17 protein-coding genes are annotated in these 19,864 nt (G+C 37.8%); 5 read left to right on the top strand and 12 right to left on the bottom strand.

The window, feature by feature from the left end; genetic code table 11:
• Positions 1-71 precede the first annotated feature (71 nt).
• The 8 genes from J2786_RS05880 to J2786_RS05845 all read right to left on the bottom strand — a co-directional run bounded on the left by J2786_RS05880 (position 72) and on the right by J2786_RS05845 (position 9,466).
• Positions 72-488: an RrF2 family transcriptional regulator gene (locus tag J2786_RS05880; protein ID WP_081983596.1), complete on the bottom strand. Its 417-nt coding sequence runs from the start codon at positions 486-488 to the stop codon at positions 72-74.
• Between the two features lie 324 nt (positions 489-812).
• On the bottom strand, positions 813-1,307 hold the full coding sequence (locus J2786_RS05875) for a GNAT family N-acetyltransferase (RefSeq protein ID WP_047430356.1): 495 nt from the start codon (positions 1,305-1,307) through the stop codon (positions 813-815).
• Between the two features lie 276 nt (positions 1,308-1,583).
• On the bottom strand, positions 1,584-3,731 hold the full coding sequence (locus J2786_RS05870; RefSeq protein WP_052186957.1) for a M43 family zinc metalloprotease: 2,148 nt from the start codon (positions 3,729-3,731) through the stop codon (positions 1,584-1,586).
• A gap of 82 nt (positions 3,732-3,813) precedes the next feature.
• Complete coding sequence (locus J2786_RS05865; RefSeq protein WP_047430359.1) at positions 3,814-5,079, bottom strand: NAD(P)/FAD-dependent oxidoreductase; 1,266 nt, start codon at positions 5,077-5,079, stop codon at positions 3,814-3,816.
• A 7-nt stretch (positions 5,080-5,086) separates the two neighbouring features.
• A complete protein-coding gene (locus J2786_RS05860; protein ID WP_047430362.1) occupies positions 5,087-6,085 on the bottom strand; it encodes a 4-hydroxyproline epimerase in 999 nt (332 codons plus the stop codon).
• Positions 6,082-7,572 carry an aldehyde dehydrogenase (NADP(+)) gene (locus tag J2786_RS05855; protein ID WP_047430364.1) on the bottom strand — a complete coding sequence of 497 codons (1,491 nt, stop codon included), beginning with the start codon at positions 7,570-7,572 and terminating at the stop codon, positions 6,082-6,084. Before J2786_RS05855 ends, J2786_RS05860 begins: the two co-directional genes overlap by 4 nt.
• Positions 7,569-8,492: a dihydrodipicolinate synthase family protein gene (locus J2786_RS05850; protein WP_047430367.1), complete on the bottom strand. Its 924-nt coding sequence runs from the start codon at positions 8,490-8,492 to the stop codon at positions 7,569-7,571. Before J2786_RS05850 ends, J2786_RS05855 begins: the two co-directional genes overlap by 4 nt.
• A gap of 92 nt (positions 8,493-8,584) precedes the next feature.
• Positions 8,585-9,466: a helix-turn-helix domain-containing protein gene (locus J2786_RS05845; protein ID WP_047430370.1), complete on the bottom strand. Its 882-nt coding sequence runs from the start codon at positions 9,464-9,466 to the stop codon at positions 8,585-8,587.
• A 187-nt stretch (positions 9,467-9,653) separates the two neighbouring features.
• On the opposite strand from J2786_RS05845, the gene J2786_RS05840 reads away from it, so the two are divergent.
• The 4 genes from J2786_RS05840 (at position 9,654) to J2786_RS05825 (ending at position 14,643) form a co-directional block, all read left to right on the top strand.
• The gene (locus J2786_RS05840) at positions 9,654-11,042 is read left to right on the top strand and encodes an aminopeptidase P family protein (RefSeq protein WP_310024261.1); all 1,389 of its coding nucleotides are present in this window, start codon (positions 9,654-9,656) and stop codon (positions 11,040-11,042) included.
• A 20-nt stretch (positions 11,043-11,062) separates the two neighbouring features.
• Entirely contained in the window at positions 11,063-13,234 is a 2,172-nt protein-coding gene (locus tag J2786_RS05835; protein ID WP_082001948.1) for a S9 family peptidase, read from the top strand.
• Positions 13,235-13,523: 289 nt separating this feature from the next.
• Positions 13,524-14,126, top strand: a complete 603-nt coding sequence (locus tag J2786_RS05830) for a DNA-3-methyladenine glycosylase (RefSeq protein ID WP_047430377.1) — start codon at positions 13,524-13,526, stop codon at positions 14,124-14,126.
• Positions 14,127-14,325: 199 nt separating this feature from the next.
• Positions 14,326-14,643, top strand: coding sequence for a DMT family transporter (locus tag J2786_RS05825; RefSeq protein ID WP_047430380.1), 318 nt, complete (start codon positions 14,326-14,328; stop codon positions 14,641-14,643).
• 84 nt (positions 14,644-14,727) lie between these two features.
• Here the strand turns inward: J2786_RS05825 and J2786_RS05820 are convergent, their stop codons facing one another.
• From J2786_RS05820 to J2786_RS05805, 4 genes are all read right to left on the bottom strand, one after another.
• Positions 14,728-15,153 (bottom strand): hypothetical protein, encoded by a 426-nt coding sequence (locus J2786_RS05820; protein ID WP_047430382.1) that lies wholly within the window; start codon positions 15,151-15,153, stop codon positions 14,728-14,730.
• A 182-nt stretch (positions 15,154-15,335) separates the two neighbouring features.
• Complete coding sequence (locus J2786_RS05815) at positions 15,336-16,037, bottom strand: LytR/AlgR family response regulator transcription factor (protein WP_047430384.1); 702 nt, start codon at positions 16,035-16,037, stop codon at positions 15,336-15,338.
• Complete coding sequence (locus J2786_RS05810) at positions 16,018-17,055, bottom strand: sensor histidine kinase (protein ID WP_310024255.1); 1,038 nt, start codon at positions 17,053-17,055, stop codon at positions 16,018-16,020. The genes J2786_RS05815 and J2786_RS05810 overlap by 20 nt, the downstream gene beginning before the upstream one ends.
• A 170-nt stretch (positions 17,056-17,225) precedes the next feature.
• Positions 17,226-17,621 carry a DoxX family protein gene (locus J2786_RS05805; protein WP_047430390.1) on the bottom strand — a complete coding sequence of 132 codons (396 nt, stop codon included), beginning with the start codon at positions 17,619-17,621 and terminating at the stop codon, positions 17,226-17,228.
• 569 nt (positions 17,622-18,190) lie between these two features.
• Between J2786_RS05805 and J2786_RS05800 the strand changes: the two genes are divergently transcribed.
• A complete protein-coding gene (locus J2786_RS05800) occupies positions 18,191-19,849 on the top strand; it encodes an FAD-binding dehydrogenase (RefSeq protein WP_047430393.1) in 1,659 nt (552 codons plus the stop codon).
• Positions 19,850-19,864 lie beyond the last annotated feature (15 nt).

Raw genomic sequence — 19,864 nt, 5'->3', positions numbered from 1 at the left:
ATTTAAGTCCTGCAAATATATACAAAATTCTATAACTCCTATCAAAATAGTAGAATTTAAATAAAAAATTTTTATTCTTTAGTAATGAACTTAGTCAGAGTAGCTTCCATCATGCTTGTTCTGGTCTTTTCACGAACGATCATTAATTCTTTTCTCAGATAGCAGACTGCTTCATCTACACAGTCATCACATGCTTCGTAAAAGTTTAAAGAGACACAAGGCGTCAATGCAATGGGGCCATCGAAAATACGGTAAATATCTGCTAACGAGACCTCATCGGGTGATTTCAGAAGATAATATCCCCCTACTTTACCCTGTTTACTGTTGACAAGTTTCGCTCTTTTAAGTTCAAGAAGGATTTGTTCCAGGAATTTTTTTGGGATGTTCTCGTCTTGTGCAATAACAGAAGTTGGCAGAAAGCCCTGGTTATAATTCCTTGCTAATCTGACCATTGCTTTAAGTGCGTATTTGCAACGTTTTGACATCATAATTTCTGCAAGTTATGATAAATTATCTGATAAATGAAATGTTTTTATAGCTGAAGACTTTGTGTTTTAACCATAAAAGTCACAAAAGATAAGTTGATTTTAGGTTACAAACAGACTGCTGAGAAGTTCACTGAAGCTTTAAAAATCAAAGATTTTTATTGATTGCTTTGGATAAACTAAAGGAAAGAATATATACAATCATCTTTGTAGATTTGTGAAATCTGTGGTAAAAGAAAACCACCCCGTCAAAAATTCTTTGAATTTTCGCCACCCCTCCAAAGGAGGGGAATTTTAAGTCCTCCGCTTGTACTATGAGCCAAAAGTTTACTCCTTTTGTAGAATAAAGTAAGCCAGTTCTCTGTCTTCTCGCGCAAGATTTTCAATTCTGTTGAAGCCGCTTTTCAGAAGTACCTTTTGAGATCCGATATTATTAAGATCGGTTACAGCAACGATATCTTTCTGATGATTTAATGATAAACAATAATCAACGAGGGCTTTACAAACCTCAGTTCCAAGACCTTTTCCCCAGTAATTTTCTCCTAAAGTATATCCTATTTCCAGCTGGTCAGGATTATCAAGGAAGATTCTGGCCAGGCACATTCCCACAAAATCATTGTTTTGAGTGTTGAATATTGCCCATCTGCTGAATGGACTTTCTTTGTAATCTGTCAATGCTTTGTCAAACATCTCCTTGTATTCTTCAGGAGTTTTGTAAGGCAGATAGCGGGTAACATTTTCATTTTCAAAAAGAGTAGAAAATAAAGGGAATTCTTCGGGAGTAAATTTGCGGATGATGATGGTGTCGTTTTTATAATGCATTGAATATTGTTATCAAAGAATAAAATTACATAAATAAATGAAGAACTGCTCATAAATAGGATAAAAAATTGGCTTACAATGAAGCCCGATCAACCGCATATAAATACTAAGCCATTATTCATATTTCTAAGAAAAGTATTTTGCTGTTTAATTTGAAAGAAGATTGTGGTATAGAAAAAAGAAAGATGAGCTCAATGAGCCCATCTTAATCAAATATATGCAGTTAAAATAAAACCTATTACTAACGATCATATTGTATCGGTATAGCGTTTGATCTTATTTTTTAATGAATTTTTGGGAAGATTTCCCTAAAGAAGTTTCAATATCAATTAAATAAGTTCCGCTTAGGAAATGCTTCACATCAACTTTATCCCCCGTAACTTTAGCATTCATTTTTCTTCCAAACATATCATAAACAGAAATTGACTTAATTTCCCCTTTTGTTTTAATATTTAATACATCAGAAACCGGATTCGGATAGATAGAGGTTTCTGGGTTTGTTGTATCAACGTCTGCAGTAAACGATGATAATGCACAAGGGGTTGTGATACTGCCATTTGGTTGTGTATTGTATCCAAACGCAGTTACAGAATAACCTGAACCATTGGCCCCAACAGTCAGTTTGAAATAGCCGTTAATATTGTAGCCTTCGAATTGGTTTCTAAAACCAACATAAGCGGTTTGGCCAGACCAGTTAGTGTATGTAGGGGTGTACACGTCCAGCTGTCCGGGAGTACCAATTGGGTAACCTATATTATTTGCATTCGTTATAGTGGTGCAGGCCGGAATTAAAGTGATATTTCTTGTTCCTGTCTGGCAAACTAATCCTTTCCAATAAGTTTCCAATTTTAATTGATTGGCTCCATAGTACCAGGCGCCATACCCTGCATCATCACTAAGCTCGGGGTTAATGATAAAATATTTCCAGGTTGCCCCTGAGTTGGTGGTTACTGTTGTTGGTGTTGGGTTGGCATAACTTTCCAGAGGAGTTCCTGTAACTATTTTATAAGGATCTTTATAAGAAAAAGTTAATGCCAAAGCTGTCGTTGATCCTAGTGAAGTTACGCCTCCTGTTATAGCCGGATTCAGGAACGTAATTGATGAATTCAGGACCTGACTTTTAGGATGACTGGTGGCTGCACCATTTATGGTAAGTGTAGCAGTCGTAGGGCTTGTAACTGCTATAGCAGCTGTTAGCCCTGCTGGTAATGAAGAAGTGAAATGTGTTCCTGCAGTAAGAGTTGTTCCATTGGGTACGGCAAATGTTGCTCCGTTCAGCGTAATTGTTGATGTAGGGGCAGAGGCTACTGTTCCATCTAATGATACGACTCCATTATTGTTTAAGTTCTCAGTAAATGTACTGTTGCTAAGGGTTAATCTAGGTGGAGTATTGGCAACGCCGGTTGCGGCTAAGTTGGCAGGCTGCCATAAATTTATTCGCGAAGGATGGTTTAATGCTGCCAGCATTCTGTTAACTTGTCCATTGGTAAACATTTTATAACAACCGGAAGAACCATTGTATCCCATATAGTTTTCAACGTTTACTTTTTGTCCAAGACAATTATTTCCAGGGTTACATCCCAATCCGGAAGAAGCATTTTCTACAGGGGTGTCAGCAACTCCGTCACCATCATTACCAGGATTTGCAGTTGAACAAAGAACATTGAACGTGTGTTGCAGATTTAACCAATGTCCGAATTCGTGAGTAAATGTATCGGAAAACTCGTTTGAAGCCACTGTTCCGGCAGCATTAAATATATAACGTCCATTATAAACAACTCTGGCTGTATTTACTGAAGTCATGTATGAATCAGGATACCAGGCAACTCCTGATTGATATAAATCTTTATTAGAATAGAGATCATTTTGAATATACACATTCATATACTTTGCATTATCCCAGGCATCTGTGCCAATTTGTGCATCATATCCACCTCCGTTGCCATATCCCCCTTTGAAAGGGTGAAATACCACTCCGCTTGTTGCTTTTCCGGTTGGATCAATTTTCGCTAATCGAAATTCAATACTTAATGCTCCTCTGATAGATTGGAAATAAGGATCTACAGTATTTGAATCCGTGTTGATTCCATTGAAATTTAAGTTGATTTGTTGCAGTAAGTCAACTACTTTTTGGTAATTTACTTTTACATTACTTTGAGATTCTCCATACACATGAAAAACCACAGGGATGATGTAGGTTGGATTGCTGGCCCTATTATTCAATGAATTTTTGTTGGATCCCATTTTTTTTACGAAATCTTTGGTGTATTTCTCAAAATTTTCATATTCAACCTTAGATTCAGGGTGCAGCTCAAAATGTTTTTTCATCATTTCATCTGCTTTACACTCACGAGGTCTGTTTTCCTGAGCAAAACCTATTATTGGAAATAGGGAAACAAGTACTAGTAATTTAAATTTTTTCATAAATTTTGGATTTGGTTGTTAATAAATTATTTGAATAACCCAATTGTTTTGGGCTTGATTTGTGTGTTTTATGTGGTGTTTTTTAACTAAATCTTTCAGGGTGGAATTTCTTTATATCAACCGTTGGCTTTTGGTCATTGGCAAGTTCTGACACTGTTTTTCCGAAGATGGGTCCTAAACTTAAACCCATCATACCACCGCCGCCTGCGATAATTAAGTTTTTTAATTGGGAAGATTGTCCCAGATAAGGAAGTCCATCCGGAGCGCAGGGTCTGTAGCCGAACCAGATTTCAGATTCTTTGGGTTTTTGAATCTGAAAGTCAGGTAAATATTGAGGAATAGACCTGATGATCCCTTCTACCCTTTTCATATTAATTGTATCATGATGGGAAGCCAATTCCATCGTTCCACCGAAACGGACCTGCCCATTCATAGGAGTGACAGCCACTCTTGCTTCCAGTAATAAAGCAGCATGATTCAGGGTATTGACCGGATTATCAGGGGTATGCATAAATGAATATCCTTTTCCGGGCATTAACTGAATTTTGATTCCTGCCTTCTGAGCCAGTTCAGGGAGAAATGAACCTCCGGTCATGACGAAACGGTCTGCAGTAAACTTTCTGTCATTGGCAATTACGGCTTTAATCATGCTTCCAGAAAATTCAAAACCTGTTACCTGATGATGAGTATGAAAAATGACACCCTTATTTTTAAGATAAGAGATCATTTGTTTCATCAGTTTCATCGGATTCATGTGACCATCACATTTATAATTGACTCCTCCGATAACATCCAATTGAACATTGGGTTCGAGTTGCTGAATCTCTTTTTTATCCAGAATATCAACGGGTAATCCCATCCCGGTGGCTTTGTGGGCAAGCTCTATTTCTTCCTCTGCAACTTTCTCCGTTTTATAAAGCATTAAAATGCCATTCTGATTAAGCTCAAAATCAAAGTCATCTTGTTTTGCAATTTCATTATAAAGCCTGCTGCTTGCCAGGTTAAGATCTCTGATGGCTGCTGCAGAATAGTCAACATGCTTCTGGTTGGAATGTTTTAAAAACTTCAATCCCCACGATATCAGTTTAGCGTTGAGTGAAGGCTTTACATAAAACGGACTTTTACTGTCGAACATCCAGCGCATTCCCTGCGCAACAACTCCCGGTGCTGCCAACGGAGTAAAGTGACTAGGTACAATCATTCCTGCATTGCCGTAAGAACAGTTGTTGGTAAGATCATTCTGTTCAATAATTTCTACCTGCCATCCTTTCTGCAAAAGATAATAAGCTGAGCTTAATCCCGCTATTCCTGCACCAATAATGAGTGCATTTCCTTTATTCTGTGTCATAGGTCTGTTACATTACCTGAAAACCCTGCCAATAAGGATCTTCATCATCAATAATTATATGATTGTATCCGGTAATTCTTGCCCAGCCTTCTACTGACGGGATAATGGCTGCTCTTCCATCAATAGTAGTGGTCTCTTCAATTCTCCCGATAAACTGGGATCCGATATAACTTTCATGAATGAACTCTTCACCTTCCTTCAGTTTTCCCTTAGCATACCATTGAGCCATTCTTGCAGAGGTACCTGTACCACATGGAGAGCGGTCTAAGGCATTTTCTCCAACCAAAACCGCATTTCTTCCACTGGCTTTAGGGTCAGTAGGTTTACCTGTCCACTGAATATGGCTTAATCCTGTAATGTGTTCAATTTCAGGATGGATGAACTGATATTTTTCATTGAGCAGTTTTCTGATAATTTTTCCATAATGGATGAGCTGGCTGGCTGTAAAATCGGAAATATCTCTGAAGTTTTCCTGAGGATCTATAATCGCATAAAAATTTCCACCATAAGCAATATCGGCACTTATTAATCCAAGATCCGGACAATCGACTTGCAGATTTTCAGCATACAGAAAAGATTTTACGTTGGTCAGTTTTACAGACTTTACTTTTTTTCCTTCCTGTACATAATCTATGAGGATAAGCCCTGCAGGAGTCTCAAGTCTTAATTTTCCCGGAATTTTAGGAACAACAAGACCTTCTTCGATGGCAATGGTAACCGTTCCAATAGTTCCGTGTCCGCACATGGGAAGACATCCGCTGGTTTCAATATATAAAACTCCGATATCGTTATTTTCATCTGCTGGAGGATACAGAATACTTCCGCTCATCATATCGTGGCCACGGGGTTCAAACATGAGTCCTTTTCTTATCCAGTCGTATTCTTTCATGAAGTGAAGGCGACGTTCCATCATGGAATTTCCTTTTAAAATAGGGGCACCTCCTGCAACAAGACGTACGGGACATCCACAGGTATGTGAATCTATGCAAAAAAATGTTCTGTTCATGTGGTCTGTAATTTTAAAGATTCTGAATTCATTGTTCCGTCGACCATTCTGTTGATCTGCAATGGATTTTCATTCTTCAACTCTTTTGGTAAGAATTCATCCGGCCAGTTCTGGAAGGAAATGGGACGGACAAAGCGTTTCACAGCATCCGGTCCTACGGAAGTAAAACGTGAATCAGTTGTAGAGGGAAAAGGTCCTCCATGCTGCATGCCATACACTACTTCTACTCCTGTAGGCATTCCATTGAATAATAATCTTCCGCATTTATCTTTCAAAACATTAATCAATGTACTGTTATCACGTACATCTTCATTGGTCGCTGCTATGGTAATGGTTAACTGTCCTTTTAGCTGCCGGGCAATTTCCATGAGTTCTTCCTCTGTTTCACACACTACAACAATACCAAACGGACCAAAGACTTCTTCACTCAATACCGGATTATTCAGGAAGGTTTCAGCATTCGTTTTTATCACTGAAGCATTTCCCACAATACCTTCTGCCTCCGTATGTCCTGATGCAATAATCTCAACATCTGGCTGTTTTAATGCAATGTTTTTATTTTTTTCGAAATTTTCAAATATTCCTTTGTGAAGCATATTAGCGGGAGCAATTTTCTGAATTTCAGCTTTTAACGTATTGATAAAACGGTCAAGCGGTTTTCCTCTCAATGCAATCAATACTCCCGGATTGGTACAAAATTGTCCTACTCCCAGTGTTAGAGAAGTACTATATTCTTTTGCCAATGTTTCTGCCTTGGTCTCAAGCAGTTGCTGAAACGCAAATACAGGATTGATACTTCCCATTTCTGCAAATACCGGAACAGGATTTTCACGGCGGCTGGCTATATCGAATAGAGCTTTTCCTCCATTAAAAGAACCTGTAAATGCAATAGCCCGGATATCCGGATGCTGCGTCAGATAAGCACCAATCTCATAAGATGTCCCTGTAATATGGCTGAAAATCCCTTCAGGCCATCCGAATGCTGAAACAACCGTTGTTATAGCATCCGCCATTATCTGCGAAGTCTGTGGGTGTGCCGGATGCGCTTTTATAATGACAGGGCATCCTGCCCCGATGGCACTTGCTGTATCTCCTCCTGCTGTTGAAAAAGCAAACGGGAAATTACTGGCCCCAAAAATAACTACGGGTCCAATGCCTACATTGTATTTCCGGATATCTCCCTTTTGTTTTTCAGGCTGGGGAAGATCAATTCTGGCTTCTGTATAGATTCCGGCAGCTACAGCTTTTGCATAGCTTCTCCATTGTCCTGTTGTTCTGGCCTTTTCACCAGTAAGTCTGGCTAATGGTAATGACGTTTCGGAATGAGCGACTGTTAGAAGTTCTTCTCCCAAAGCTTCAATCTGATCAGCAACGGCATTCATAAATTCAGCCCTTTCATGGATGGTCGTATTCTTCAGGAACCGAAAGGCTTCAACTGCCATCTGAATTCTTCTATCAATATTTTGTGGTGATGTTTCTTCTATCATATCTGTATTTCCGGAGTTAATAGTTTCGGACGATTCACTCTGCCTTCTTCAATAATCTTTTGAATTCTTTCAGCTTCCTCTCCATGAAGTTCCAGACGTGGTGCTCTTACATATGGACTGCTTATTCCTTCTGCTGTAGCAGCCAGTTTGATATACTGAATAAGTTTTGGGTGGATATCGAGTTCCAGCAATGGCATAAACCATCTGTAGATTGCTACGGCTTTGTCGTATTCATTTGCTTTCACATAGTTGTACATAGCCATGGTTTCATTAGGGAAAGCATCTACAAGACCTGCTACAAGGCCGTCTGCACCAAGCATGAGGGTTTCCAGACAAATGGTATCTACGCCTCCGAGAATTTTGATTCTTTTTCCAAAACGGTTGATCATTCTGGTTACATTGGCAAGATCTCTAGTAGATTCTTTAACAGCCTGAATGGTTGGGTATTTAATAAGCTCCTCAAACATTTCAAGGGTGACATAGATTCCATAATCTACAGGATTGTTATAGATTAGGATTGGAAGGTCCGTAGCGGAAGCCACTGCTTTGAAATATTCTACTACTTCACGATTATCGGCTTTATAACGCATCGGAGGAAGCAGCATGAGCCCGTCTGCACCCAATTCTTTGGCTTTCTGAGCAAAGTTGACTGCATTTTTGGTTGTATTTTCAGAAAGGTTAAGAATGACAGGAATTCTTCCCTGCGTTATTTTTTTTGCATATTTCAGCAATTCAAATTTTTCTTCCGTCTCCAAAGCACTGGCTTCCCCTAATGTTCCCGCAAGGATAATTCCGTGAACTCCTGCTTTAATCTGGGCTTCTGTATTGACAGCAAACATTTCAAAGTCTATCTTACCCTCTTTTGTAAAAGGAGTTAATACAGCAGGATAAATACCTTCCCAGTTTAGTTTTGTATTCATATCAAATAATATTTATTCAAAACTAGGTGAATTTTAAAACGGTAAATGTTAATATTTTAATGTATTCTAACCGTATTTTAACATGTTGTTTTTTATTGCTGTATGGTAGCCTCTTTGTAGTGTTTCAGATATTCTTTAGGAGAATATTTCATAATGGATTTGAAAACCCTGTTAAAATTGGTGAGACTATTAAATCCACTATTAAAGGCAACAGAAGAAATACTGTACATACTGCTGGCTGTCAGAAGTCTGCAGGCACGCTGTACACGAAGCTCATTGAGATATTCAATATAAGTAATACGTGTACGCTTTTTAAATGACCGGCAAAATGCCTGAGGCGTCATACAGGCTTCTTTGGCAATAAGATCGAGCGTAAGTTTATGTTGAGCAAAATTTTTCCTAATAAAATTCTGGGCATCTATAATCCTTTTGTCAGTATCGGAAATATGATCAGGTAGTTTCTTTTCTGAAGATAAGGGAATATGCAAATGCCTGTTGTGCATAAGATGATTTAGAATTCTGATAAAATCTATGATCTGCTCTACTCCTTTTGTTTTTTGTAAAGCCGCAATATTTTCCCCGATATTTGTTTTTAATTTAGGAGCCACCTGGAAACCTACTTCTGAATGACTGATGAAATTTTTAAGTTCTTCAAATTCCGGTAAGTCGAAAAAGGCAGCGATTTTTTTATACGGATCAAAAAATATAGAGATGGAATGAACTTTTTGTTTTTCATCTTTATCAAAATTACCCCTGAAAACATGGGATTGATTGGCTCCCAGATAGAATATATCACCAGCCTCAAAATTAAAGAGATTTTGTTCTATAGCCAGTGTCCCGTGTCCTTTAAGAATCCACATGATCTGAGTTTCGGTGTGGCGATGGAAATAAGGGTAGAAATTAGGCATTATATCTTCCTGGATGCGGATACTTTTGTTGGCATCAGCAGGAACAGAAAACTGGAGACTCTTCATAACATCAGTGCTTTAATGAAATACTCTATTCGCTTGGTTAAAATATTGCTGAAGATAAGCAAAATATGAACATTCAATATCATATTAAAATCCAAATTTTACATATTCATAATTTTAATGAATAAAGGGCTATAAATAGTACAAAATCGTAACTTTAAACTTTTATAATAAAAAGTATTCATAATATATGTTTTCAGCACAAACTTATCAAAACAGAAGATCAGTATTACAGAGAAGCGTGTCTAACGGAATCTTATTATTTCTGGGAAATATAGAGAATCCTGTAAACTTTGAACATAATCCTTATTATTTCCGCCAGGACAGTACTTTCCTATATTATTTCGGAATTCAGGAACCCCGTATTGCAGCCATTATTGATATTGATGAAAATAAGACCATTATTTTCGGAGATGAACTGAGCATCGATGATATTGTATGGATGGGAAGACAGGAAACTTTGAAAGAGAAAAGTCTGAAATCCGGTGTACAGGAAACACTGCCCTACGCAGAACTTGCACAATATATTGTAAAAGCACAGACTTCCGGCAGAAAGGTTCATTACCTTCCTCCCTATCAGTCTTCCAATAAAATTTTGCTGGGTGATCTTCTCGGAATTAAAATTGCAGCGCTGCAGCCTTCCGTAGAAATGATCAAGGCTATTGTTAAACAACGTTCTGTTAAAGAAGCTCAGGAAATTGCACAGATAGAACAGGCTGTGAATGTCTCCAATGAAATGCACCTGCTGGCGATGCGTCTTGCAAAACCGGGAATGAAAGAATATGAAATTGCCAATGCCATTCAATATCTGGCTGCCAATAAAGAATGTCAGATGTCTTATCCCCCCATTGTGACGATTAACGGAGGTATTCTGCATAATCACTACCGTCTCAATACTTTGAAAGAAGGAGATCTTTTCCTGAATGATTCGGGAGCGGAAACGGCAATGGGATATGCCGGCGATCTTACCAGAACATTTCCGGCAGGCAAAACTTTTACAACAAAGCAAAAGGAAATGTACGAGGTAGTTCTGAATGCTTTTAATCAAGCTCAAAATCTTCTGAAACCGGGAGTACGATTTAAAGATATTCACCTGAAAGCGGCACAACATCTGGTAGAAGGACTTATTGATCTTGGACTGATGAAAGGAAATCCCGAAGATGCTGTAAAGAACCATGCTCATACACTGTTCTTTCAGTGCGGGCTGGGTCATATGATGGGATTGGATGTACATGATATGGAAGACCTTGGAGAACAGTATATTGGCTATACCGAGGAAGAACCAAAAGATACGCGAACATTCGGATTGAAATCTTTACGTTTGGGAAAAGCTTTGGAATCCGGTTTTGTAGTGACAGTTGAGCCGGGTATTTATATGATTCCGGAGCTGATTGACATATGGCAGGCTGAAAACAAGAATGCAGACTTTATTAATTATGATACAGTAAATGAATACCGGAATTTTGGAGGAATCCGTGTGGAAGATGATTTCCTGATTACAGATGATGGATACAGACTTCTGGGGAATGGATTGATCAAAACCGTTGAAGAAATTGAAAATTACAGAGCTGAACATTGAGCTTAATTCAAATATAATTTATGAAAAATATAAAAAAACTAACAGCTATTGCATTGTATTTCCTGTGTTTGTCACCATGGGCGGCACAGAAGACACAATGGACTCCAGATGGGAACGCTTATTATTCATTTACTAAAAAAGGGGTTGAAATTGTTGATATACTGCATCCCGGAAAAGATCAGCTCCTTTTAAGCAGTAACGAGCTGATTCCAGCCGGAAGTTCTGAAGCTTTGCAGGTACAGAGTTTTCAGGTATCTCCTGATGATAAAAGTTTATTGCTTTTTGCCAATACAAAGAAAGTATGGAGAGACAATACCCGGGGAGATTACTGGATTTTTGATAAAAATACTAAAAAGCTTACCCAACTGGGAAAAGGGTTGCCCGCTTCCTCACTGATGTTTGCAAAATATTCTCCGGATGGAAAAAAAGTCGCTTATGTGTCTAAGCATAACCTGTATATTGAAGATCTTGCCGGCAATCAGCAGACTAAAATCACTACAGATGGTACAGACGGAATGATCAACGGTACTTTTGACTGGGTATATGAAGAGGAATTCGGAACTCAGGATGGTTTCCGATGGTCTCCCGACGGTAGTAAAATTGCTTACTGGAAGCTTGATGCACGGGGTACGAAAAACTTTCTGATGATTAACAATACAGACAGTCTGTATTCTTTTACCGTTCCGGTAGAATATCCAAAGGTGGGAGAAAACCCTTCAGGATGCAGTATCTGGTTTTATGACCTTGCCTCTAAATCTTCTAAGAAAGCAGATATTGCAGGTGATGAAATGCAAAATTATATTCCGAGAATGGAATGGGTACTGGATTCTAAATCCGTTATTCTGCAGCAACTGAACAGAAAGCAGAATCAGAGTAAAATCATGGTGGCAGACGCCAGTTCCGGAAGCAGCAAGACGATTCACACAGAAACTGATGCTGCATGGATTGACATCAAATCCCGATGGAATGACAACGATCCAAAAGGCTGGGACTGGATTGATAACGGAAAAGAATTCCTTTGGCTTTCTGAAAAAGACGGATGGAGACATATTTATAAAATAGATATGAGCGGCAAGGAAACATTGATTACAAAAGATGCTTACGATGTAATAAAACCGGAATTCTTTGATGTTAAGAATAATCAGATTTACTTTTTAGCATCCCCCAACAATGCTACTCAGAAATACCTGTATAAAGTAAGCATGAAAGGAGGAAAAGCTCAAAAAGTGACTCCTGAATCCTATACAGGCTCTAATACTTATACGATTTCACCTAATGGAAAAATTGCCATGTTTACTAATACCAGTGTCAATTCACTCTCAGTAGGTTCTGTGGTGTCACTTCCGGAGCACAAAGAATTGGTTGCTGCCAGTAGATCAGAAAAAGCAGATCCTGCAAAATCTAAAGCTGAATTTTTCCAGATTACCACACAAGACGGGATTACACTGGATGGATGGGTAGTAAAACCTAAAAATTTTGATCCCAATAAAAAATATCCAATTGTCTTCACAGTCTATGGAGAGCCTGCTATGCAAACGGTAACGGACGATTTTTATACCGGCTGGAATTGGTTATATGCCGGAGATATGGTTGAAGACGGTTATTTATATGTTTCTCTTGAAAATCGTGGAACCCCATCCCCGAGAGGACGCGAGTGGAGAAAATCTGTGTATCGTAAAATTGGCCAGATGAATATCCGTGACCAGGCAATGGGAGCGAAAGCTTTATTTGCAGAATGGCCTTATATTGATACTTCAAGAGTTGCCGTATGGGGCTGGAGCGGTGGAGGTTCTTCTACCCTGAACCTTTTGGGGCAGTATCCTGATATTTACCAGACAGGTATTGCTATTGCTCCGGTGGCCAATCAGTTATTCTATGACAATATCTATCAGGAGCGTTATATGGGACTTCCGCAGGAAAACAGAGAAGATTTTGTTAAGGGCTCACCATTGGCTTACGCTAAAAACTTAAAAGGGAACCTTCTGTTGGTTCACGGAACAGGTGATGACAATGTACATTATCAGAATACAGAAGTTTACATCAATGAACTGGTAAAATACAACAAACAGTTTCAGCTGATGTCTTATCCTAACCGTACCCACGCTATTAATGAAGGAGAAGGAACATCGCTGCATCTGATCACTATGTTTACCAGGTATCTAAGAGAACACTGCCCTCCGGGAGCAAGATAAATAATGAATGTCTCACAGAAATGTGGGACTTTTTAATTTTTAATAATTAGAAATCGTTTTCAGCAGCAACAAAAATTCCCCGGATTGCTCCAGGGAAAAATAAGTGTCAAAACCTATAATTTTTATAGTGGTGTGAATGATGTATACAAAAAACAACAATGGATGTGCCAAATTAATCACTGTTTTATGAAATCTGAATTTTTGTGGTACCTTTTTTAATTTCACTTTCATGTATTTCTGTTTTTAGATGATTATCACTAAATTTGAGTGAATAATTTCCGAATCATTCATGAAACTACCACTCTCCTACTATTCCAATCAGGACGTTCTTTTTCTGGCTCGGGACCTTTTGGGAAAAGTCCTTTTTACAGAAATCAATGGTGAAAAAACAGCAGGAATCATTGTAGAAACCGAAGCCTATTTTGGAATTAATGATAAAGCTTCCCACGCCTACGGAGGCAGACGTACAGACCGTACTGAAACGCTGTACAGTCATGGCGGAATTTCTTACGTTTATCTATGCTATGGAATTCATCATCTTTTCAATATCGTAACATCCGTGGAAGATGAGCCTCATGCAGTACTGGTGAGAGCTGTTGAACCTTTGATTGGTAAAGAAATCATGGAACAGCGGAGAAATATGCCTGTTTCCAAACCTGCTATTTCAGCAGGTCCCGGATCAGCTGCCAAAGCCTTAGGAATAGATCGTTCCTTTAACAAAAAAGATCTGAACGGACATGAAATCTGGCTTGAAGATCATGGTATTTCATATGCTCCAGATGAAATTATTGCAGGTTCGCGCATAGGTGTTGCCTATGCACAGGAAGATGCGCTTTTGCCCTGGCGCTTTTTTGTGAAAGGAAATAAATATGTGAGCAAGCCCAATAAGTAGAATATGCTCTTCCATATGATACTATTCTATTGAAAATGTAAAACGTTTCATCTTCTCTAAAATACATTCTATCTCTGTTTTTTGTCGGGTCACAAAGTTTATAATATTGATTGTAAATGGATAACGGTAGCTTTGTACTGTAGTAGCAATGAATTTTCTTTAATAGATTTTCATTCGGAATATCATTAAAACAAATAGTATGAACTGGATGGCATTAATTATCGCAGGAATTTTTGAAATCGGATGGCCTTTAGGGCTTAAACTTTCTCAACAGCCGGAAAATAATAAATGGAACTGGATCATTTTTTCAATTCTGTGTATGACTGTCAGCGGTGGTTTGCTCTGGTTTGCTCAGAAAAGCATTCCTATCGGAACTGCCTATGCAGTATGGACGGGAATTGGTGCTGTAGGAACGCTATTGGTGGGAGTTCTCTTTTTCCAGGATTCTGCCAGTACTTTAAGATTATTGTCAGCATTATTGATTGTCGTAGGGATCGTTGGCCTTAAATTATTTTAAAAAAAATTGGCTTAAGACTACGATCAGTCATAAGCCAAAACATTATTCAACATTCGAATAATAAACCAACCACATTCTATTGTATTATTGTTTCTCTCCTTCAAAATAAAAAGCCACCTCATTTTCAGAGGTTTTCTGAGTACTTATCTGAAGTGATTTTGATGAAATCATGTAGTTAACACTTCCCTGGCTGTCATTGCCTGAAACACTTATTCCTGCAGTATTGGTAACATTGATGGTTTTAGAGGTTGCTACTGAATAAGCCTCACCTGATTTTGGCTGCACTTTAACATGGGCATCATCTGTCTTTGACACATTAACTATTGCATTATAATAATCTTGCCCCTGAATTTTCATAGTCCCTTTGAATACTCCTGTTGCTACTTCAATGCCATGTGAATTGGGTGCCGAATCATCATCATCACTGTTTTTACAACTGAAGAAAATACTTCCCAGAGCCAGCATTAAAAAGAACCTGCTCCTTAGTTTCGAAATTCCGATTACTTTCATAATTCAAATATTTATTATTTACAGTTTCAAAGATGTACAAATGAATATGAACCGGAAAAGAATATCTATAAATGGGCAATTCCAATCTATCAACTTCTTTTGAAAACAGGTTATACCGCAAATACAGGCTTAATAATTAATAGGAGTAAAATAATAGTGATATTAAATTAAAATGAGCATACTTAAAGCTCTATCAGTGTTTTATAAGTTCTCCCCACGGGAAGTCTTTTTCCATTGATATGAATAGCATTGGCAGACTTGATTTCAATTTTTTGTTTCGATATAATATACGATTTATGAATACGGACAAACATTTTGGGGTTAAGAATCTCTTCTATTTTGCTGATGGGCATTTTAAAAGTAAAAGTCTCCGTTTTTGTATGAATATGAATGTATTCTCTTAAACTTTCGATATAAAAAATATCGTGGAGAATAATTTTAACTTTCTTTTTACCACTGTTCATAAAAATAAAATCACGCTCAGAGACTTCGAGTAAAGCATCTTCTGCTTCTATTAAATGCTTGAATTTATCAATAGCAGCCAGAAAGCGATCATACGGAATAGGTTTCATCAGATAGTCTGCAATATCAAGCTCATAGCCTTCTACAGCATACTGATGATAAGCTGTTGTGACAATAACGAAGGGAGGATTTTTTACATTTCTGAGAAAATCAAAACCCTTTACTACCGGAAGATGTAGATCAAGAAACATTAAATCTACATCATAAATACTTAAAAGACTGCTGGCATATACTGCATCTGCACATTTTCCTACAAGATTCAGGTCCTGATCTCTGGAGATAAAACTTTCCAGTATTTCTGTGGCAATAGGTTCATCTTCTACAATAATGCAGTTGTATTTTTTAGTGACTGATGGTATCATGAAAATCAATGGTTAAAGTTACAGTATAGCGGTTTTTCTCATCTTCTACACGAAGCGTATGGTTGGGATAAAGCAGTTCCAGCTGTCTTCGGATATTTTTCAGGCCTATTTTTGTGGAATTTTCATGAGAGTTTTCCTGTTTGGAGTTTTCTATGAAATAGGTAAGAATTCCATTTTTTAATCGGATATCTATCATAATGAATGCTTTTCCCAGGCTTTCGGAAACACCATGCTTAAAAGCATTTTCTACAAACTGTATCAATACCAGAGGTGAAATTTCCTGTGAAGGAAGATCAATTTCCTCCATAAAACTTACAGTAAGCTGACGATGCCGGATTTTCTGAATTTCTATGAAGTCTTTAATATTTTCAAGATCCTTGGCTATGGAAATATTTTTTTCCGCAGCTTCATAAATATTATACCGCATGATTTTGGATAGCTGCAGAATAACATCCGGAGTTTCATCTGCTTTTTTCAGCGCCATTCCATAGATATTATTAAGGGTATTGAAAAGAAAATGCGGATTGATCTGGGCTTTCAGCATAGTAAGTTCCTGGTCAAGTTTTTCTGATTTCAACTGAGAGATCTGTTCTTTGAGTACATTCTTTTGCCGGGTAATTTCAATTCCGAAAATAAGACCTACCATAAAAATAAGATCCATAAAAGAATTGAATGCCACATAACCATTGATAAATCCGGAAGCCTGCTTTCCGTCCAATGTTTCAGTAACACCGTAGATATAAGGATATAGGAAGTAATGCGTTAAAAAACGGTGACCCAAAACAGCTGTTATTACAATGAAAATATAGAGTATATATTTAAAAACAAGTTTAAGATCAACCTTTTCATATAGGTACAGCAAGGAATATGCTAACGGAATTTTAACCAAAAAATAACCAAGCTCCAGCACAAGGGAATTCTGAAGTCTCATTTGCCATCTGAAATCGGGAAACTGATACCTGGACCAGTAAAAGTCCAGGTAAACTTCCAGAATATAATACAAGATCCAAAAAAGCAAATGAATCCGCCATTTAGATTGAAGATCTGATCTCAAGCTTATGATGATTTAAAAGTACAAAGTACCATTTGTTCACTCAAATATAAAAATATAAGTCTATCAAAGGAAGCTAAAGATCTACAAATTACCTCCTTTTGAATCATAATGCATCATGAAGATCTTTGAAGACCCTAACTCTTATTTTTATTCGTAAAACGTAAAGAAATCTCGGGATACATAAGATTAAAAAAGCTGAAGATCAGTAAAATACTGAATTCAACACCATTCGCTCCGCCACCTACTACAAACCACCCATTTTGCCAATGAACATAATAAATCCCGAAAATAAAAATGAAGATATTACAAACAGCTACAGGTTGAATACACCTGTCAATCCAGATTAACGGCACCGAAAAAAGATGAGTCAGTTTTATCGCCCATGCAATATAGATTCCTACAGGGCTGAAACCTAATCTGTCCAGATAGAAATGGCCAAAATCATTCACATCCCCACTGAAAATAGAAATCACACTATGCATCAGTAATATCACTGAAAGTGCCAAACGAAGATAAAAACTCTTTTTCATAGAAACAAAATTAAAGTGCAAAAACAGATACATACTATTCTGTATATCAACTACTTTAAAAAAGGGATGAAAGTTTTTTTCCAGTATACATTCCGAAAGGAATTGTAATGGAATATTAAATCTTTTTAATATTTCAATATTTAGTGATTTAATAAATACAATTTAGTATATTTACATTCAGATCAGACATAATAATGGATTCCCTCATAATCATTAATCTGTCTTTGTAAGATAGTTTTGGATGATTATAATAAGATTCTAAAACACAAATGCTTCTATCTTTTTCAACTAAAAAGAGTGGTAAAATAGCTTACCACTCTTTTATATTATAACCAGAAAAATGCCCTGTTTTAATTCTGTATTAAGTTTTTATTAATAAATGAAGTTCCATCCTCCTTGTTTAGTGTAATTTCAGAGGTCTTCTTTCCTATTGCTGTTTTTACATAGATCAGTTGAAAAGTTTAGAGTTCAGGGTTGAATTGATCATAGCAAGACTGATTTAAATTTTTAATTTTAAATCTGATTACGAATAATTTTATACATTTATCTAAATCAAAACACTCGTAACAATGGAAGAAAGATTCCAGCCTGATGCAATTATTATCGGAACCGGACTGGCAGGACTTACCGCAGCAATGGAAATTACCAATGCCGGAAAAAAAGTATTGCTTCTGGATCAGGAAACGGAACAGAATATTGGCGGACAGGCATTCTGGTCATTTGGAGGATTATTTCTGATTAATTCTCCTCAGCAAAGAAGAATGGGAATTAAAGATTCTTATGAACTGGCCCTTCAGGATTGGAAAGGTACTGCTGGCTTTGATCGTCCGGAAGATTATTGGCCCCGCCAATGGGCAGAAGCTTACCTGAAATTTGCTGCCGGAGAAAAGTACGATTATATTTCCAAACTAGGAATCAGGCTGATGTTTATGGTGGGCTGGGCAGAGCGTGGCGATGGCTCGGCAACGGGTCATGGAAACTCCGTACCCCGCTTTCATGTGAGCTGGGGAACAGGTACAGGTGTGGTAAAACCTTTTGTAGACAAAGCTTATAAAGCTCAGGAAAAAGGACTGCTTCAGATGAAATTCAGACATCGGGTAACTGAATTGATAGAAGAAAACGGTAAAATTAAAGGTCTTAAAGGCGATATTCTGGAAAATGATACCCAGGAAAGAGGTGCTTCAACGAACAGGAATATCATCTCTGCATTTGAGTATACAGCTCCGAATATTATCATCGCATCGGGGGGTATTGGTGCCAATCACGAGCTGGTAAGGAAAAACTGGCCGGAAAGATTGGGAAAAGCCCCTGAAAATATGGTGTGTGGAGTTCCAGCTTATGTGGATGGTAAAATGATTGGCATTGCAGAAAATTCCGGAGCTCATATCATCAACCCGGACAGAATGTGGCATTATACGGAAGGGTTACAAAACTGGAATCCCATTTGGCCAAACCATGGAATAAGGATATTGCCTGGTCCTTCATCACTATGGTTTGATGCTAAAGGAAAACGTCTACCCGCTCCTTTTCTTCCAGGATTTGATACATTGGGAACTTTACAGTACATTCAGGAAACCGGATATTCTTATTCGTGGTTTATTCTTACCCAGAAAATTATTAAAAAAGAATTTGCGCTCTCGGGTTCAGAGCAGAATCCGGATATCACCAATAAAGATTATGCTCTTTTTCTGAAAAGGATTTTTGGTAAAAAAGCACCGGGACCAGTAGAAGCTTTTAAAGAACATGGAAAAGACTTTATTGTATCGGATAATCTGGAAGATCTTGTTAAAAGGATGAATGAACTGGCCGGAAATAATCTCCTGAAATATGATAAAATAAAATCCCAGATTGAAGCCCGCGACCGGGAACTCAACAATAAATTTTCAAAAGACACTCAGGTTAATTACATCCGGAATACCCGAAATTATTTAGGAGATAAGTTGGGACGCGTTGCTGCTCCCCATAAGATTCTAGATCCGGAAAACGGACCTTTGATTGCTGTACGCCTTAATATTTTAACACGGAAAACGTTGGGTGGAATAAAAACAAATCTGAATGGTCAGGTCCTGAGAGAGGATAACAGCATTATTGAAGGGCTGTACACTGCAGGAGAAGCGGCGGGTTTTGGCGGTGGCGGAATGCATGGATACAGAGCTCTGGAAGGAACATTTTTAGGTGGCTGTATCTTTTCAGGAATGAAAGCCGGAAAGTATATCGCCAAGCTTTAAAATTTGATAATAATA

The sequence above is a fragment of the Chryseobacterium vietnamense genome, assembly GCF_031454475.1.
GTDB lineage: Bacteria > Bacteroidota > Bacteroidia > Flavobacteriales > Weeksellaceae > Chryseobacterium > Chryseobacterium vietnamense.
Note: the sequence above shows the minus strand (reverse complement) of the source record. Positions and strands in the feature narration are given on the sequence as shown.

Excerpts from the sequence above, each read along its gene's own strand:
- J2786_RS05850 (WP_047430367.1), bottom strand. The coding sequence starts at position 8,492 with ATGAATACAAAACTAAACTGGGAAGGTATTTATCCTGCTGTATTAACT.
- J2786_RS05805 (WP_047430390.1), bottom strand. The coding sequence starts at position 17,621 with ATGAAAAAGAGTTTTTATCTTCGTTTGGCACTTTCAGTGATATTACTG.
- J2786_RS05800 (WP_047430393.1), top strand. The coding sequence starts at position 18,191 with ATGGAAGAAAGATTCCAGCCTGATGCAATTATTATCGGAACCGGACTG.
- J2786_RS05840 (WP_310024261.1), top strand. The coding sequence starts at position 9,654 with ATGTTTTCAGCACAAACTTATCAAAACAGAAGATCAGTATTACAGAGA.
- J2786_RS05835 (WP_082001948.1), top strand. The coding sequence starts at position 11,063 with ATGAAAAATATAAAAAAACTAACAGCTATTGCATTGTATTTCCTGTGT.
- J2786_RS05865 (WP_047430359.1), bottom strand. The coding sequence starts at position 5,079 with ATGACACAGAATAAAGGAAATGCACTCATTATTGGTGCAGGAATAGCG.
- J2786_RS05870 (WP_052186957.1), bottom strand. The coding sequence starts at position 3,731 with ATGAAAAAATTTAAATTACTAGTACTTGTTTCCCTATTTCCAATAATA.
- J2786_RS05815 (WP_047430384.1), bottom strand. The coding sequence starts at position 16,037 with ATGATACCATCAGTCACTAAAAAATACAACTGCATTATTGTAGAAGAT.
- J2786_RS05880 (WP_081983596.1), bottom strand. The coding sequence starts at position 488 with ATGATGTCAAAACGTTGCAAATACGCACTTAAAGCAATGGTCAGATTA.
- J2786_RS05830 (WP_047430377.1), top strand. The coding sequence starts at position 13,524 with ATGAAACTACCACTCTCCTACTATTCCAATCAGGACGTTCTTTTTCTG.
- J2786_RS05875 (WP_047430356.1), bottom strand. The coding sequence starts at position 1,307 with ATGCATTATAAAAACGACACCATCATCATCCGCAAATTTACTCCCGAA.
- J2786_RS05860 (WP_047430362.1), bottom strand. The coding sequence starts at position 6,085 with ATGAACAGAACATTTTTTTGCATAGATTCACATACCTGTGGATGTCCC.
- J2786_RS05845 (WP_047430370.1), bottom strand. The coding sequence starts at position 9,466 with ATGAAGAGTCTCCAGTTTTCTGTTCCTGCTGATGCCAACAAAAGTATC.
- J2786_RS05855 (WP_047430364.1), bottom strand. The coding sequence starts at position 7,572 with ATGATAGAAGAAACATCACCACAAAATATTGATAGAAGAATTCAGATG.
- J2786_RS05820 (WP_047430382.1), bottom strand. The coding sequence starts at position 15,153 with ATGAAAGTAATCGGAATTTCGAAACTAAGGAGCAGGTTCTTTTTAATG.
- J2786_RS05825 (WP_047430380.1), top strand. The coding sequence starts at position 14,326 with ATGAACTGGATGGCATTAATTATCGCAGGAATTTTTGAAATCGGATGG.